Raw genomic sequence first — 17212 nt, 5'->3', positions numbered from 1 at the left:
ATTGAACCTTATTGCCCGTCAAGCGTCGTAAACAACTCGCGTAATTCCTCTTCTGTCAAATCTCGCCAAGAACCAATCGGTAAATCGCCAAGCTCGATGTTCATGATCCGGACGCGTTGGAGACGCTTAACTCGGTAGCCGAACTCTTTACACATACGGCGAATCTGACGATTTAACCCTTGCGTCAAAATGATCCGGAATGTCCGTGTCTCAAGTGGTTCAACGATGCATTCCTTCGTTGTCGTACCGAGAATGTCAACACCACTCGCCATCCCTTGAATGAACGTATCCGTAATTGGTGCATCGACGGTTACGATATATTCTTTGTCGTGATTGTTTTCTGCTCGTAAGATCCGGTTAACGACATCACCGTCATTCGTCAACAGAATCAAGCCGTCTGAATCTTTATCGAGGCGACCGATTGGGAAAATCCGCTTCGGATGATTGACGAAATCGATGATGTTTCCTTCGATATCAAGCTCTGTCGTACACGTGATGCCGACTGGTTTATTTAAGACGATGTAGACAGGTTTTGGTTTTGTCTGAAGCGGCTGACCGTCGATTTCGACGACGTCCGTTTCTTCAGCTTGCGAGCCGAGTTCTGCTGTCAGACCGTTGATCGTCACACGACCTGCATCGATCAGTTTATCGGCAGCACGTCTTGAGCAAAAACCCGTTTCGCTAATGAATTTGTTGATTCGCATGAATGATATCCTCTTTCCTTAATTGAACTGTATTCAGTGTAGCGCATTCCTGAAATGAAAACAAAAAAAGTGGCAAAGAAAACCAGAGGTTTCCTTTGCCCTTTCGATTAGACCGCAGCGTCTTTTAATGTCTGCATGATGCGGACGAATTGACCATCATTCATCGGATAGCCGGCTTTCGTGATTTTGACACGAACGAGTTGTCCGATCATTGACTCATCGCCTTCGATTGCGACACGCAGATAGTTATCCGTGTAACCGACGAGACGACCGCCTGCTTCTTCCGAAAATTCTTCCGGAATGATCTCAAGCAGTTCTCCCTCGTATTTCGAAGCATATTCCTTCGCGAGTTGATCTGATAATGCGATCAAGCGCGCGACGCGTTCTTCTTTGATTGATTCCTCGACTTGATCGTCCATCATCGCAGCTGGTGTTCCCGTCCGTTTCGAGTACGGGAAAACATGCAATTCACTGAACTTATGATCATTGATGAAGTTGAACGTTTCCATGAACTCTTCTTCCGTCTCACCTGGGAAACCAACGATGACATCCGACGTGATTGCACAGTCAGGCAGGACTTCCTTCAGACGCGTGATTCGTTCTCCGAATTCCGCCATCGTATACTTGCGGCGCATTCGGCGAAGGACCGTATCGGATGCAGACTGGATCGGAACGTGCAAGTGACGAACGACGATCGGCGAATCCTTCAGGACATCGAGTACCTCGTCCGTGATTTGACTCGCTTCAATCGACGAGATGCGCAAGCGTTCAAGTCCATTGACGGATTCGAGTGCTTTAAGTAATTTTGCTAAGTTGTAGTCTTTCAAGTCTTCTCCGTATCCACCTGTATGGATTCCCGTCAAGACGATTTCTTTGTAACCCGCATCAACGAGCTGTTGTGCTTGCTTCAAGACATCTTCCGGTTGACGAGACCGCATGAGACCACGCGCCCATGGGATGATACAGAACGTACAGAAGTTGTTACAACCTTCTTGAATTTTCAGCGAAGCCCGTGTCCGGTCCGTAAAGGCCGGTACATCCAGTTCTTCATAGACTTTTGCTTTCATGATGTTTCCGACCGCATTGATTGGCATGCGTTCTTCACGGAATTGTTCGATGTATCCAATCATTTTATGCCGATCTTGTGTTCCGACGACGACATCGACGCCAGGAATCGCCATGATCTCAGCAGGAGACGTTTGAGCATAACAACCCGTTACGCAGATGACACTATCCGGATTTTGGCGAATCGCCCGTCGGATGACTTGGCGACTTTTCTTATCTCCGGTATTCGTGACCGTACATGTATTGACGACATACACGTCCGCATGATCCGCAAAATCAACGCGTGCGTAGCCAGCGTCCTTGAACAGTTGCCAGACAGCTTCTGTTTCGTAATGGTTGACTTTACAGCCAAGCGTTTGAAAGGCAACAGTTGCCATTTCGTTCACCCTTTCAATTCAAAATGATACGAGACGGCGGAAAGGACATAAAATGGTGCCGTTTCCGTCCGTAAGATGCGACGCCCTAGAGCGGCTTTTTTAAAACCGGCATCCGTCAAACGTGCGATTTCTGCTTCAGCGAACCCACCTTCAGGTCCGATGACGACAAGAAGGGAATCACCTTCTTGCAATCCAGCAAGCGTCGTAGCGAGGACGGAGGCCTCCCCTTGTTTTGCTGATTCTTCATAGGCAACCAGACAAGCCGTATAGTTCGATGCATCCTGTAAGACTTCATCATACGCCACGAAGTCGACTGTCGGCAAGTGGGCACGGTACGATTGTTCCGCTGCTTCCTTGACGATTTTTTCGAGGCGTTCAATCTTTTTCGGAACCTTCTTCTGATCCCATTTCGAGACGGAACGGTCGGCTTCGAAAATCCGTAGATGATGCATCCCGAGTTCCGTTGCTTTTTGGGCAACGAGTTCGATCTTATCGCCTTTTGGCAATCCATGGGCGATCGTCACACGAATCGGTAACTCCGTCTCGATCGGTAAAGTCTCTTCGATCCGGGCAGAAGCCGCTTGTTTATCGAGTGCTTCCAGACGGCACCGGTAAAGACCTGTCCCGTCGAGTACGAGAATCTCTCCGCCGACTTCCATCCGCATGACGTTTTTCATATGGTGTGCGTCGTCTTTCGGGAGATGAAAGACATCTCCCTGACGCATCGAGGGCTCGACGAAATACCGTTGCATGCGTTTACGCCTCCCGTTTCGCGATGATCGCGACCCAGTCCTCAAGCTTCGTCGTCTCGACGATCGTAAATCCTGCTTCTTGCATCGCTTTTACGACCATATCCTTCTTCTGACTGATGATACCGGAAGCGATGAAATGACCGCCTGGTAACGTCAACGTATAGGCATCCTTGACGAAGAGGAGGATGACTTCCGCTAAGATGTTTGCGACGATCAACTCGACCGGCTCACTCAATTCCTTCATCAAGTCGCCTTGACGAACCGTGATCTGCTCACTGACTTCGTTCAAAGCGACGTTTTCTGTCGCTGATTTGACAGCGACTTCGTCTAAATCCAGTGCAAAGACATCTTTTGCCCCAAGCTTCGCTGCTGCGATCGCTAAGACACCGGATCCCGTTCCGACATCGACGACACGGTCTTGCTCTTGCAAGTAGTTCTCAATCGCTTGAATGCAGAGGACCGTCGTCGGGTGTGTTCCTGTTCCGAACGCCATACCTGGATCGAGCTCGATGATCTTTTCATCCGGTTGTGGTGTATAATCTTCCCACATTGGGACGACCGTCAGATGACGACTGATTTTGACCGGCTTATAGAATTGTTTCCATGAATGTGCCCAGTCTTCTTCATCTACTTGAGTCAGCGTGACAGCACCCGAGCCAATCGACAGACCGAAGTTCGTCAACTGTTGGATGTCATGTTCGATGCCTTTGATCGTGTCCGTCAAATCGCTGCTTTCTGCAAGATACGCCTTCACGAGTACACCTTGAGTCGGATACTCGTCCCGTTTCGTCTCATCCCAAATTTCACCGAAGTTATCTTCGCGGTGGGACATCATCTCGAAATCTTCGACGTCCTCGATGACGACTCCGCTTGCTCCCGCTTCATGTAAGATGTTTGAAACTGCTTCGATGGCTTCTTGTGTCGTATGGACACAGATCTCTGACCATTTCATTTCTTGTCACGCTCCTCTGTAGTGATCACCCTGTAAAGAATGTCTTGATCCGGCTGAAGACACCTTCGTGTTGCTCTTCGACACCTTTTTCATCGCTGATTTCATTGAATTCCCGTAAGAGTTCTTTTTGACGTTCCGTCAGGTTCTTCGGTGTGATGACGACGACGTTGACGTACTGGTCGCCATGGTGACCGGACCGAACGTTCGGCATCCCTTTTCCGCGGAGACGGAATCGCGATCCTGTCTGTGTGCCGGCTGGAATCTTCAGACTGACCTTACCGTGAACGGTTGGTACTTCAATCTCATCACCGAGTGTTGCTTGTGCGAATGTCAGTGGCATATCCATGACGATATGATCGTCGACACGTTCGAACAGTTCGTGTGCTGCGACACGAACGACGACATACAAGTCACCCGCTGGTCCACCGTTGACACCGGCTTCCCCTTTACCTGCTAAACGAATTTGTTGCCCATTGTCGATCCCTGCTGGAATTTTGACACGGACATCTTTGTTTTTACGGACGCGACCGGCTCCACGACATGTTTCACATGGCTCCTTGACGATTTGTCCACGGCCATGACATGTCGAACATGTCGTTTGGTTAACGACACGACCGAACATCGTGTTTTGTTCGACGTTGATATGCCCCGAACCACCACATCGTTTACATGTTTCCGGATGTGTTCCTGGTTTGGCACCCGAACCATGACATGTACCGCAATCTTCTTCGACTGGGATCGTGATCGTCTTCTCGACGCCTGTGACCGATTCCATGAAGTCGATTTCCTCGACGTATTGTAAATCCTGTCCTTTACGTGGTGCGTTTGGATCTTGACGACGTCCGCCACCGAAGAACATGTCGAAGATGTCTCCGAATCCTTCAGCTCCACTGAATCCACCGCCACCTTGCGATGGATCTTGGTGACCGAATTGATCGTAACGTGCTCGTTTATTGTCATCGGATAACACTTCATACGCTTCCGATAATTCCTTGAATTTCGCATCCGCATCCGCTTCCTTGTTGACATCCGGGTGATACGTCCGGGCAAGCTTACGGTACGCGCGTTTGATTTCCGCTGATGAGGCATCGCGCGCGACGCCTAGTACTTCATAATAATCGCGTTTTTCCACGTGCAGTCTTCCTCTCTCTATTCCGATTCATTTCATACTGTTTGATTTTACCGAACTTCGTGCGACATGGAAAGAGCCAAAGCGCGGATACGCTTTGGCTCTCTCTAGCGCCCGAAAAATCGGTCGGATGAATTACTTGTTGTCTTTCTCGTCGACTTCTTCGAACTCAGCGTCCATGACGTTGTCGTCTTGACCACCAGCTTGTGCGCCTTCAGCGCCAGCTTGTTGCTGTGCCATGTTCTCGTAGACTTTTTGTGTCAACTCTTGGACGACTGTCGACAATTCGTCTTTTGCAGAACGGATTGCTTCGATGTCTGTTCCTTCGAGAGCTTTTGTTACTTTTTCTTTTGCAACTTCTGCTTTTTCTTTATCAGCGTCAGCGACTTGCTCACCGAGGTCTTTGATTGCTTTATCTGTTGCGAAGACGAGTTGGTCTGCTTCGTTGCGTAATTCGACTTCTTCTTTACGCTTGTTGTCTGCGTCCGCGTTTGCTTCTGCATCTTTGACCATTTGCTCGATGTCCGCTTCAGTCAAACCGCTTGATGATTGGATCGTGATCGACTGTTCTTTGTTCGTTCCGAGATCTTTCGCAGAAACGTTAACGATACCGTTCGCGTCGATGTCGAATTTAACTTCGATTTGTGGCACACCACGTGGTGCTGGCGGAATGTCCGTCAATTGGAAGCGACCAAGTGTTTTGTTATCTGCTGCCATTGGACGTTCCCCTTGGAGGACGTGGATGTCAACAGCTGGTTGGCTGTCTGCTGCAGTCGAGAAGACTTGTGATTTCGAAGTTGGGATCGTTGTGTTACGATCGATCAATTTCGTCATCACGCCACCCATTGTCTCGATACCGAGTGAGAGTGGAGTTACGTCGAGAAGAACGACGTCTTTAACGTCTCCTGTCAATACGCCACCTTGAACCGCTGCACCGAGGGCAACGACTTCATCCGGGTTAACCCCTTTGAACGACTCTTTACCAGTGAAGTCTTGGATTGCTTTTTGAACTGCAGGAATACGAGTCGAACCACCAACGAGGATGATCTTGTCGATTTTGTCTGGTGTCAGACCTGCATCGTTCATAGCACGGCGTGTTGGTTCCATCGTACGTTCAACGAGATCTGCTGTGAGATCGTCGAATTTCGCGCGTGAGAGCGTCATTTCCAAGTGAAGTGGACCTGATGCGCCAGCTGTGATGAACGGAAGGCTGATTTGTGTTGAAGAAACACCTGAAAGGTCTTTTTTCGCTTTTTCAGCTGCATCTTTCAAACGTTGAAGCGCCATCTTATCTTGAGCAAGATCGATGCCGTTTTCTTTTTTGAATTCTGCTACGAGATGGTCGATGATTTTTTGGTCGAAATCATCTCCACCAAGACGGCTGTCACCAGCAGTTGAAACAACTTCAAAGACGCCATCACCAAGTTCAAGAATCGACACGTCGAACGTACCGCCACCAAGGTCATAGATGAGGATCGTGTGATCTTCGCCTTTTTCGAGACCGTATGCGAGTGCTGCCGCTGTAGGCTCGTTGATGATCCGTTTTACATCAAGACCAGCAATCGTACCAGCGTCTTTTGTCGCTTGGCGTTCTGCATCGTTGAAGTAAGCAGGTACTGTGATGACAGCTTCTGTGACTTTTTCACCGAGGTAGTCTTCTGCTTGCGCTTTTAGTTTTTGAAGGATGATCGCAGAGACTTCTTGTGGTGTGTAGTCTTTGCCTTCGACTTCTACTTTATAGTCCGTACCCATATGACGCTTGATCGACATGATCGTGTTCGGGTTCGTGATTGCTTGACGTTTTGCGACTTCCCCTACTTGACGCTCGCCGTTTTTGAATGCGACGACAGATGGTGTCGTACGGTTTCCTTCTGCGTTAGCGATGACGACAGGTTCGCCACCTTCCATTACTGCAACACATGAGTTCGTTGTACCTAAGTCAATACCGATGATTTTTGCCATGATCTATTTCCTCGCTTTCAATGATTAGAATATTCAAGTGCCTACTTGCTGATTACTCAGCTACTTTAACCATACTCGGACGAATCACACGATCGTGCAATTTGTACCCTTTTTGGAATTCAGCGATGACGACACCTGATTCGTGTTCTTCGCTCGCTTCTTGAACGACCGCTTGGTGTAAGTTCGGATCGAACGCTTCACCGACTGCTGGAATCTCGACGACGCCTTCATTTTGAAGCGTTTCGACGAGTTGACGTTTCACCATCTCAACACCCGTCAAGACGGATTTCGTCTCCTCGTTTTCCGTCTCGATTTGGAGCGCACGGTCCAAGTTATCGACGAGTGGTAACAGCTTTTCGACGATCGCTTGTGAAGAATACTTCGCGCGATTCTCTGCTTCGACACGGTTACGACGCTTGAAGTTCTCAAAATCCGCACGGAGGCGTAATTCTGAAGCTTTTGCTTCTGCGAGTTGTGCTTCGAAGTCTGGTTTCTCATCTTCGACGAGATCCGCTTGAATGACTTCTTCTTCTGTGACTTCGACGGTTTCAGTCGGCTCTGTCACGTTTTCTTCTTGTTGGAGGTTTTGATTCTGTTCTTTTTCTTCCACTCTGAATCGAGCCCCTTTCTATATTCAATCCAAATTGTTCTTATGCAATTCGGTTTGGAATGCTTGAAGTAGATGGATGATCGAGTTGATTCCCCGGTTGTAATCCATCCGTTTCGGTCCGATCAAGGCGAGTGTCCCGATCGAGACACCGTCGACCGAATAATGGGCCCGGATGACGCTACAATCTTTTAATGCATCCACATTGTTCTCACTCCCGATCGTGATCAGGATTTGATTATCGAGATTCGGTCGTAGGAAGTCGAGAACGGCTTCTTGCTGTTCGATCAACTCGAGAACAGGTCGTAGTTTTGCGACGTCCTGAAATTCGGGCTGATCGAACATGTTGGCTTTCCCGCCCAGATAAATGAACGGTCGTTCCTCTTGATCCGTCAATACGAGATCAAGTGCCTTCGAAAGCAACACCGTCTGTTCAGAATGCTCTGAACGGAAGCGACGGATTTCCTCGAGCAGACGACTGCGTAAGGCTGAGAGCGGCGTACCGCGTAACGTCTGATTCAGACGTTCCATCAGCCGGCTCGCTGCTTCTTGGGACAACGCTTGATTCAATTGCAATGTCTTGTGTTCGACATGTCCTGTCTCCGTGACGAGAACGATGACGACACGACCTTCGGCAAGAGGAATCAATTCCAGATGATGCAGGCGTTGCCCTTCTTCTTTTGGACCAAGTACAAGTGTCGTGTAATGGGTTAAATCGCTCAACAGGTCTGCTGTATGCCGAATCAACCGATCATTCTCATTCACGGAATGGGCAAAGAGTGATTTCAATGCCTGTGCTTCTTTTGGTGTGATGCTTTCCGGACGAATCAGATGGTCGACATAAAAACGATATCCGAGTTCGGAAGGAATCCGTCCTGCGGAAGTGTGTGGCTTTTCAATCAGACCCATCTCTTCGAGGTCCGCCATCTCGTTACGAATGGTCGCGGAACTGAACGTCACGTCGTCTCGTTTCGAGAGCGTCCGTGAGCCGACGGGTTGAGCGGTCTTGATATAGTCATCGACGATTGCACGCAAAATCAACAATTGACGATCCGTCAGCACCTTCTTCACCACCTTATTTTGTTAGCACTCACTTTTAACGAGTGCTAATTACATCTTTTACTATAAGGAATTGTCCGTCCGATGTCAACCGAATTGCGTGACCCTTTGAACAGTTTCCCATTCTGCGATACAGTGAAACAAAGAATGGAAAGGATGAATCGGATGATTGAATTATTGGCAATGGCAGGAGTCTTTGTCTGGCTGTTCATCGCGGTCATCGGAACGACTGCCTATTTTTTAAGGAAATCCAAAAAATGAAAAGAAGCGGTCTTCCTCTTTTTTAGGGAACACCGCTTCCTTTCATTTATTTAAGATTCATTGAACCTGCGCTTCACCGATGAACTCCGCAAAGACTTCGTTCGCTAATGGAACTCCAGCAGGCGTCAAACGGATATGTGTCTCCGTCTGTTCGACGAGACCGTTTGGCAATAAACGTTTCATGACTTCACCAAACACATCTTTAAACGCTACTCCATATTTCGTCTGGAAACGTTCGAGTGATACGCCATCCTTCATTCGAAGTCCGAGGAACATCTCTTCTTCCATCCGCTCGACGTTCGTCAACGGCGTCTCTTTTCGAACCGGTAACCCTTCCGCCTTGATATAGTGCGGAATTGGTGCGATGTTCGCACGACGCGTCTGATTGATATAGCTGTGTGATCCTGCACCGAATCCGTAGTACTCATCGTTTTCCCAGTAGACGCGATTATGACGACTCTCTTTTCCTGTTTGCGCGAAGTTCGAGATCTCATACTGCGCATATCCACCTGCTTCGATCGTATCGATCATCACTTGATACATCTCTGCCTCGAGATCTTGCGTCGGTAGCGGTAACTTTCCTTTTCGCTCTTGAATCGCAAAGACCGTGTGCGGTTCTAAAATCAACGAATAGGAGGAGATATGCGTGATCGGTAATTGAAGTGCACGCGAGACGTCGTAGCGGACCTGATCGAGCGTCTGATTCGGTAAGCCGAACATCAAGTCGACGGAGATGTTATCAAACCGTTTTGCCGCTGCGTCGAGCGTCTGCGCGACTTTTGCTTCCCGGTGCGTCCGACCGATGCGTTCGAGCAAACCGTCATCAAACGATTGGACACCGAAACTGACGCGATTGACACCGCCCGCCTTCATGATATCGAGCTTCTCTTCTGATACACCGTCCGGGTTCGACTCGACTGTATACTCTAAATCATCGCCTGTCAGGGGCAACAAGTGTTTCTGGATGATTTCCATCAACCGTTGCATCTGTGGTTCATTTAAAGCGGTTGGTGTTCCGCCACCGATGAAGATCGTCTCGAGATGATCCGTCGGGTATTGTTTCAACGTCAGTTCGATTTCGCGTTCAAGCGCATCGAGGTATTCATCGACGGGCTGATTCTTTAAAAAGACTTTATTGAAATCACAGTAATAACAAATATGTTCACAAAAAGGGATGTGGACATATGCGGCGCGTATTCCCATTTCGCCTCATCCTTTCTCTATAAAAACCAAAAAGGGGACGCAAGCGCCCCCCACCTGTTTAATCTTCGTCCATGGATAGAACGGACATGAAGGCTTCTTGCGGTACCTCTACTGAGCCTACCATCTTCATGCGTTTCTTACCTTCTTTTTGCTTCTCGAGCAGCTTCCGTTTCCGAGAGATATCTCCCCCGTAACATTTCGCGAGAACGTTCTTCCGTAATGCCTTGATCGTCGAACGAGCAACGATCTTCGTTCCGACAGCGGCCTGTATCGGCACTTCGAACTGCATCCGCGGAATCAATTCTTTCAACTTATCAACGATGACTTTCCCGCGTTCGTACGCAAAGTCACGGTGAACGATGAAGCTGAGCGCATCGACGTTCTCGTTGTTGAGCAGGATGTCCATCTTGACGAGACGCGACTGTTGGTAGCCGATCAATTCATAATCAAGTGACGCATACCCTTTCGTACTCGATTTCAACTGATCGAAGAAGTCGTAGACGATCTCAGATAACGGTAACTCATACGTGATTTTGACACGTGTCGTATCGATGTATTGCATGTCAACGAATGTCCCACGCTTCTTTTGACACAACTCCATGATCGCACCGACGTAATCATTCGGTGTCATGACAGCAGCCTTAACGAACGGCTCTTCGATGAATTCGACTTTTTGCTGATCCGGCATCTTCGATGGGTTATCGACGTGCAAGACTTCACCCGCTGTCGTCGTCACGTGATAGATAACCGATGGTGCCGTCGTGATCATATCGATGTTGAATTCACGTTCGATTCGCTCCTGGATGATTTCCATGTGGAGCATCCCGAGGAATCCACAACGGAATCCGAATCCGAGTGCTTGTGATGTCTCTGGTTCGAACTCAAGCGCCGCGTCACTAAGTTGTAGTTTTTCAAGCGCTTCTCGTAAATCGTTGTATTTCGCAGCATCGATTGGATAGAGTCCACAGTATACCATCGGATTCATCTTACGGTATCCTGGCAGTGCTTCAGTAGCTGGCTGTTTCGCAAGCGTAATCGTATCCCCGACACGTACGTCGCCGACCGTTTTGATCGAAGCAGACAACGTTCCAACATCACCGACCGTCAATTCTTGCTGACGTAATGGTTTTGGTGTCGCAACGGCAAGTTCCAGAACCTCAAAGTCCTTACCTGTCGACATCATCCGAATCTTATCGCCGACTTTAACTGTTCCGTTGACGATTCGAATCGATGCTACGACACCACGGTAAGCGTCATAATAGGAGTCAAAGATCAATGCTTCGAGTGGTGCAGACGGATCACCCGTCGGCGCTGGTACTTTCTCGACGATTTGTTCGAGAATTTCTTCAATACCAATCCCTGCCTTCGCAGAAGTCGGAACGGCTTCAGATGCATCAAGTCCGATGACATCTTCGATTTCTTGACGGACGCGTTCGACATCCGCAGAAGGTAAATCGATTTTGTTAATGATCGGAAGGATTTCGAGATCGTTGTCGAGTGCTAAGTAAACGTTCGCAAGCGTCTGCGCTTCGATTCCTTGCGCCGCATCGACGACGAGGACAGCCCCTTCACAAGCTGCAAGTGAACGCGAGACTTCATATGTGAAGTCGACGTGTCCAGGTGTATCAATGAGGTGAAGAATGTAATCTTCCCCATCTTTTGCTGTATACTTCAATTGAACAGCGTTGAGTTTAATCGTGATGCCACGCTCACGTTCGAGATCCATGGCATCAAGTGTCTGATCTTTCATTTCGCGCGATGTCAACGCGCCAGTTTTTTCTAAAATTCGGTCAGCGAGTGTCGACTTCCCGTGATCGATATGGGCAATGATCGAGAAGTTACGAATACTCTTCTGCCGCTTTAAACGGTCTTCATTCGTCATGTTTAGAGTCACCTTACCTTATTTTCAAACGTACATACGGTTCATTATACCAAAAAGCGCTTCACTGTACTATCTCGTTTTGTTTTACCCGAAAAACAAAATGTGAAGATTCCCTAGACGTCGTATTGCTTTTAAGAAAAACGTTTGCTACAATTGTGTTTGTTCTGTTGAACGATAACTGCAGATATGCGAATATAAATCTCGAATGAGTTTTATTGGAGGTGAATCATCCATGGCTAACATTAAATCAGCAATCAAACGCGTTAAAACAGCTGAAAAACGCCGCGTCGCTAACGTACAACGTAAATCGGCAATGCGTTCAGCGATTAAAGCAGTCGAAACTTTCGCAGCTGAAGGTAACAAAGACCAAGCGGTCCTTGCTTTCGCTACAGCTTCTAAAAAAATCGACAAAGCTGCTGCTAAAGGTCTCATCCACAGCAACAAAGCTGGTCGTGACAAATCACGTCTCGCTAAACTCGTAAACGCACTTTAATTCTTTCCGAAGAATACGGTGATGGGTCGCCACTAGGAGGTATCTCCAGTGGCGATTTTTTATATGATCTAAAATGGCGGACGAAGGACTCGTGTAAAACGATTCCTTCGTCCGCCATTTCTTGTCTTACTTGTCGTCTAGACGATCGATCATGACATAGTGAAGACCGATCCCTTCAATGAGGAACGGTTCTCCAACACGTTCCAGTCCGAGGCGCTCATAAAAAGGAAGTGCCGTGACGCGGGCGTTACACCACCATGCTGTCACTTGTCGTTCTTTCAATAGACGACGGGCTTCTTCAATCAGCGCCCGACCATACCCTTCACCACGCACGTCTTCACTCGACGCCATACCACGAAGCTGATACGTCGCTCCTGGCGCTTGTGCATGAGATTGTTCCGAGAAACTACCGATTGCGACGATTTGTTGTGCTTTTATCCCGCCGAGATGAAACGTCGATGCAAGCGCATCGTCTGGGTAGATACATGCTTCACGTGGTTGATGGGGACGTAACACATCATGCCGTAATGGGATGACCTCTTCTGCTGTAATGATCTGGACTTCCATCATCGTTTGCCTCCTCTTATAGCGTCGCTAAGCGAACAATCAACGCATCGAATAGAATCTTCTTATCACCGCGTCCTGTTTTCATACCTTCATCTGTCGTCGTGATGGCGATGAGTGCTTGCTCGAGCTGCGCAAACGTAAACCGTTTTGCAGACTGGAGTGCCAATTTGATCGCATACGGATGAGCTCCGACTTTTGATGCGATTTGTCGTTCTCCGTATCCTTGTTCTGCTAATCGTTTCGATAGCAACATCATCCGGTATTGGCGTGCCATCAGTCCAAGGAGAGCCAACACTTCCTGTCCTTGTTTTTCAAGGTCGCGAATCAAGCGGATCGCTGGTTCGAGTTGACGCTTCATCAAGTAGTCCGTTAATTGAAAGACGTTGTCCTCTAATGTTCGCGGAACAAGCAAATCGACATCCTCGATTTCGATTGTTGGTCGGTCCCCTGCAAACAACATCAACTTCTCAAGTTCATGGGCTAATGTCCCCCACATCTCAGCAGTCAAGAAAATGAGTCGCTCGATTGCTGGACGTTCCATCCGGTATCCTTTGTCGTTGACAGCATCCAGAACGAAGCGGAACAACTCTTCGGTCGTCGGTTTTTTTGCCTCTAGTACCGTCGCGCGCTCCTTCAATCGTTTGACGACGGTTTTTCGTTCATCGAGCTTTTCTGCTTCGACGATCAAGACAACCACCGCGTAGTCTGCCGGTTGTAGGATATAATCTGCTAACCGTTCGAGATTATGTTGTTTTTTATCTTTCGCTCCTGTCAGAAACGTTGCAGGTTTTGCAACGACGACACGGTAGTCGCTTAAAAAGGGTACCGTCTCCGCTTCATCGAGTACCGCATCAAGCGGTTGGTCGTTCAAATCGATTTTCATATAATCAAAGCGTTCTCCGTCCGGAAGAGCCGCTTTTACGATTTCACGTTCCCATTCTTCTAACAAGTGTCGTTCTGTTCCATATAATAAGTATAAATTCGCTAATTTTCCATTGACGAGCCAAGGAGTTTTCATCATTCCCACCACATTTCACAGTTTGTTCTTAACTTCATCATAGATAATCCTCTTTTATTCCGCTATACTAGAAGCGGAATCTATTAAGGGGGAATGCAGCATGGCACATTCAGTACGCCCACCAAGTGAAAACGCGTTCGAGAACGATATTCAATCAAAACGCAACGATGCGCTCGACTCTGCCGTTGGTTTTGGTGCATCATTCGGCTTCTTCGCAGTCTTGTTCATCATCGGTGTCGCAATTAAGTTCTTAAGTCTATAATCAGTAAAACAGCAACCTTGGGGGGTTGCTGTTTTTTTATTTTATCATAGGTTCACAGCCCGCTGAAGAACAAGTTACACTCCCGTCCTCATCCGTTCGAAAGACGATCCGATCTGTCCCGATCCGCTCAAGCACGTCCGGATGCGGATGCCCGTATCGATTTTTTCGTCCGACTGATAAGATGACAATCTTCGGATTTGTCTTCTGCAAGAGTTCTTCACCGGTCGACGTGTTCGAACCATGATGACCTGCTTTTAGAATATCGATCGGACCAATCGTTAATTCGTCCTCGATTGCTAGGCCAGCGTCACCCGTCAGTAAAACACGTTGTTTGGCAATCTGTGCAAGTAATATAATAGACCGATCGTTCTCTTCTTCTTCTCGTCCAGTCGGTGCAAGTACATGTAACCAAGGACGAATCGTTTGTCCCTTTTGAACGAACTTGACATGCGTTCCAGTTGCTTCGATCGAATGAATCAAATCGTTTCGCTTCTCATCCGTGTTGTCATACGCCCCTAAATAAATGGTTTTCACACGAACTTGACGCAGTAATCCTAGCAGTCCACCGACGTGATCGTGATCAGCATGTGTCACGATGAGACCGTCGATTTCTGCTTCTCCTCGTGTGAATAAAAAGGGCGCGACGATATGACTACCCGGATCAAACGGACGAAGCAGTGGATGCGTCGTTTGCTGATAAACACCACCTGTGTCTACGACGAACGTTTCTCCTGCTTTCTCAAGTACGATACTATCCCCTTGCCCGACATCTAAAAACGTGATTTGTTCAGGTACGTGCCACTCCGTGTAACCCCATGCCGTAAGCAAAAGGACCAATGGGAGAGCATGCCCCCACCATCTCCGTTCAGCAATGAACCAAGCGATTCCCGTTCCGACAACGACGATTGTCAAGACGATCGGAGAAAATGTTGGAACGGCAACCATTGCTAACGGCAGATGTTCCGCTAGCTGTAATGCTTGGTCCATCCATTGAATCGCGTACTGATGCGCAATCTGAAACGTCGAACTGAGCGGTAAAAATGGAAGCGTCGCAAGGAGGAACGATCCTGGCAGAATCACCCACTCAATCCAGCTACCAATTAATAAATTCAACAACGGAGACCAGATTGAAACCGTTGTTTGTTCAATCCCCTGTAAAAACAAAAGGGTTCCGAATTGTGCCCACGCACTGATAAGTAGCCAGTTCCAAGGACGACGAACCGAACCCATGAGTCGTCTCGACAGCACAAGAAACAGCGTCAGTCCGACCGTCAATTGAAATCCGATATCGTAAATGACAGTTGGTTGAATCGCTAATTGAAAAGCCGCGACCCCCGCAATGACCTCGACCGGATCTAACGGTTTGTGGAAACGACGACCGAGCAACAGAATGATCGCGACGAGCACAGCCCGAGTGACTGGAGGACTCCACTCCGTCAACCATCCGTAAATCGGCAGTAAAATCAGAACGATATCAAGTCGTTTTTCTTTTGTCATCCTGATTTTTCGTAAGACGTACAGCAGACTAAACACTAAAAAAGCGATATGTGATCCTGAGATGACGATCGCATGTAATAAGCCGAATTTCTTAAACCGTTCGAGCGTCACTTGATCCATTAATCGATCCTCACCAAATACAAGTGCTTCGACGTAGAATGCTTGCTTTTGTGGTAACAAGTCTTCTATCCGTTTCAACCATGCTTCACGTACCCGTCTTCCTTCTGCCGCATATCCAAGTGTCGGATGACAGGAATCAAACGAACGTACTTCCCACTTTCCAGCGTAACGATTCGTATGCATGAATTGCAGTTCGTCAAAACCTCCCGCATTCGATTGTTGACGGACATCGAGCGGTTCCGTATCGACGTGACAGGAGTAACCGATTCGTTCGTATCCTGTCTCATCTTCTGCAATCGTTGCCGTCAATAGAATCGATTGACCGTTGCTCTCCGCCTCATAGCGAATTCGATCCCCATTACGCTTACCTGATAAGATGTCAACAGACGAGACGTCGTGCGGTTCAGGTGACAGATGACCCATTCCGATGAATAGACAACTCAGAATGAACAAAAAGAAAAGACGACCGATTGAAAAAGACCATGACTTCATGACAGTAAATAGCATCAGCGTCACTAACCACCAGATCGATTCTTTAATGGCGACAATGAGTAAGAGAACGAACAGCGCATGAAGTGGCATCAGTAGACGATCAGGTAGGATTTAAGCGATTCTAACGTCTTTTCCCCAAAGCCCTTCACATCTCCGAGTGATTCATACGTCGCAAATCCCCCCTTCTCCTCACGATAGGCTAAGATCGCTTCTGCTTTGGCAGGACCGATTCCCGGAACCTCCATCAACTGTTCCGCCGTTGCCGCATTGAGGTCAATCAGTCCTTTTGGTATCTCTGCTTTTGAGCGTTTCGTTGGTTTCGGCTGATCTTTCGTCTTTTTTACCGGCACGATGACTTCCTGTCCATCAATGAGACGTGCCGCGAGATTCATTTGTCGAATGTCAGCTTTCTCAGTCGTCTTTGCTTTTTCGATTGCATCCTTCACTCGATCACCGAGGTGAAATTGATAGGGTCCAGGTGCTTCTACCGCCCCTTTCACATCGACCATGATGAGTTTGTCACGAATCGAGGTATCTTTTTCTGCTGGCTCTGCTTTTGCCTCTTGTTGTTTATCCGTTAAGGACGGTTGATCGACCATCGCTTCATTCGAACAAGAGGGTAATGGTACGAACAATAAAATGATGAGTAGCAGGACGACGACGAGACCTGCGATCTGTTGCAAACGTGGAACGGTCAAGACGAATCCCTCCTTTCTCCACGACTCTAACAGGTCGCTACGGACTTCAGGAAACGAAGGAATACGTACTAACCACTCTTTTACAACATGATACGGTGTGTTATGTCGGATA

The 17212-nt window shown here is 48.0% G+C and carries 16 protein-coding genes; 2 read left to right on the top strand and 14 right to left on the bottom strand.

The features are described 5' to 3' along the window. Nucleotides 1-8: 8 nt before the first annotated feature. The 10 genes from rluF to lepA all read right to left on the bottom strand — a co-directional run bounded on the left by rluF (nucleotide 9) and on the right by lepA (nucleotide 11953). Entirely contained in the window at nucleotides 9-704 is a 696-nt protein-coding gene (gene rluF / locus U719_RS04050) for a 23S rRNA pseudouridine(2604) synthase RluF (RefSeq protein ID WP_023467446.1), read from the bottom strand. 107 nt (nucleotides 705-811) lie between these two features. Continuing rightward, nucleotides 812-2146: a tRNA (N(6)-L-threonylcarbamoyladenosine(37)-C(2))-methylthiotransferase MtaB gene (gene mtaB / locus U719_RS04045; protein ID WP_023467445.1), complete on the bottom strand. Its 1335-nt coding sequence runs from the start codon at nucleotides 2144-2146 to the stop codon at nucleotides 812-814. Nucleotides 2147-2151: 5 nt separating this feature from the next. Continuing rightward, complete coding sequence (locus tag U719_RS04040) at nucleotides 2152-2898, bottom strand: 16S rRNA (uracil(1498)-N(3))-methyltransferase (protein ID WP_023467444.1); 747 nt, start codon at nucleotides 2896-2898, stop codon at nucleotides 2152-2154. 4 nt (nucleotides 2899-2902) lie between these two features. Next, on the bottom strand, nucleotides 2903-3850 hold the full coding sequence (prmA, locus tag U719_RS04035; RefSeq protein ID WP_023467443.1) for a 50S ribosomal protein L11 methyltransferase: 948 nt from the start codon (nucleotides 3848-3850) through the stop codon (nucleotides 2903-2905). A gap of 25 nt (nucleotides 3851-3875) precedes the next feature. Beyond that, complete coding sequence (gene dnaJ, locus U719_RS04030) at nucleotides 3876-4982, bottom strand: molecular chaperone DnaJ (RefSeq protein WP_023467442.1); 1107 nt, start codon at nucleotides 4980-4982, stop codon at nucleotides 3876-3878. A 132-nt stretch (nucleotides 4983-5114) separates the two neighbouring features. Then, the gene (gene dnaK / locus U719_RS04025; protein ID WP_023467441.1) at nucleotides 5115-6941 is read right to left on the bottom strand and encodes a molecular chaperone DnaK; all 1827 of its coding nucleotides are present in this window, start codon (nucleotides 6939-6941) and stop codon (nucleotides 5115-5117) included. Between the two features lie 52 nt (nucleotides 6942-6993). After that, complete coding sequence (gene grpE / locus U719_RS04020; RefSeq protein WP_023467440.1) at nucleotides 6994-7551, bottom strand: nucleotide exchange factor GrpE; 558 nt, start codon at nucleotides 7549-7551, stop codon at nucleotides 6994-6996. 24 nt (nucleotides 7552-7575) lie between these two features. After that, nucleotides 7576-8610, bottom strand: a complete 1035-nt coding sequence (hrcA, locus tag U719_RS04015; protein WP_023467439.1) for a heat-inducible transcriptional repressor HrcA — start codon at nucleotides 8608-8610, stop codon at nucleotides 7576-7578. Between the two features lie 315 nt (nucleotides 8611-8925). Further along, nucleotides 8926-10071, bottom strand: a complete 1146-nt coding sequence (hemW, locus tag U719_RS04010; RefSeq protein ID WP_023467437.1) for a radical SAM family heme chaperone HemW — start codon at nucleotides 10069-10071, stop codon at nucleotides 8926-8928. A 58-nt stretch (nucleotides 10072-10129) separates the two neighbouring features. Beyond that, nucleotides 10130-11953: a translation elongation factor 4 gene (gene lepA / locus U719_RS04005; RefSeq protein WP_023467435.1), complete on the bottom strand. Its 1824-nt coding sequence runs from the start codon at nucleotides 11951-11953 to the stop codon at nucleotides 10130-10132. Nucleotides 11954-12185: 232 nt separating this feature from the next. Here lepA and rpsT point away from each other — a divergent pair, with 232 nt between their 5' ends. Further along, nucleotides 12186-12446: a 30S ribosomal protein S20 gene (gene rpsT / locus U719_RS04000; protein WP_023467434.1), complete on the top strand. Its 261-nt coding sequence runs from the start codon at nucleotides 12186-12188 to the stop codon at nucleotides 12444-12446. 126 nt (nucleotides 12447-12572) lie between these two features. On the opposite strand, the gene U719_RS03995 is transcribed toward rpsT, so the two are convergent. Both U719_RS03995 and holA read right to left on the bottom strand, forming a co-directional pair. Then, nucleotides 12573-13016: a GNAT family N-acetyltransferase gene (locus U719_RS03995; protein ID WP_041255011.1), complete on the bottom strand. Its 444-nt coding sequence runs from the start codon at nucleotides 13014-13016 to the stop codon at nucleotides 12573-12575. Between the two features lie 13 nt (nucleotides 13017-13029). Then, a complete protein-coding gene (holA, locus tag U719_RS03990) occupies nucleotides 13030-14034 on the bottom strand; it encodes a DNA polymerase III subunit delta (protein ID WP_231681748.1) in 1005 nt (334 codons plus the stop codon). Nucleotides 14035-14131: 97 nt separating this feature from the next. Here holA and U719_RS16580 point away from each other — a divergent pair, with 97 nt between their 5' ends. Further along, nucleotides 14132-14293, top strand: coding sequence for a YqzM family protein (locus U719_RS16580; RefSeq protein WP_023467431.1), 162 nt, complete (start codon nucleotides 14132-14134; stop codon nucleotides 14291-14293). 36 nt (nucleotides 14294-14329) lie between these two features. Here the strand turns inward: U719_RS16580 and U719_RS03980 are convergent, their stop codons facing one another. Both U719_RS03980 and U719_RS03975 read right to left on the bottom strand, forming a co-directional pair. After that, nucleotides 14330-16492, bottom strand: a complete 2163-nt coding sequence (locus U719_RS03980; RefSeq protein WP_023467430.1) for a DNA internalization-related competence protein ComEC/Rec2 — start codon at nucleotides 16490-16492, stop codon at nucleotides 14330-14332. After that, nucleotides 16492-17100, bottom strand: coding sequence for a helix-hairpin-helix domain-containing protein (locus tag U719_RS03975; RefSeq protein WP_023467429.1), 609 nt, complete (start codon nucleotides 17098-17100; stop codon nucleotides 16492-16494). The genes U719_RS03980 and U719_RS03975 overlap by 1 nt, the downstream gene beginning before the upstream one ends. Between the last annotated feature and the right edge of the window lie 112 nt (nucleotides 17101-17212).

This window comes from Exiguobacterium sp. MH3 (assembly GCF_000496635.1).
GTDB classification, from domain to species: Bacteria; Bacillota; Bacilli; order Exiguobacteriales; family Exiguobacteriaceae; genus Exiguobacterium_A; species Exiguobacterium_A indicum.
This window is presented reverse-complemented; position numbering and strand designations above follow the sequence as displayed.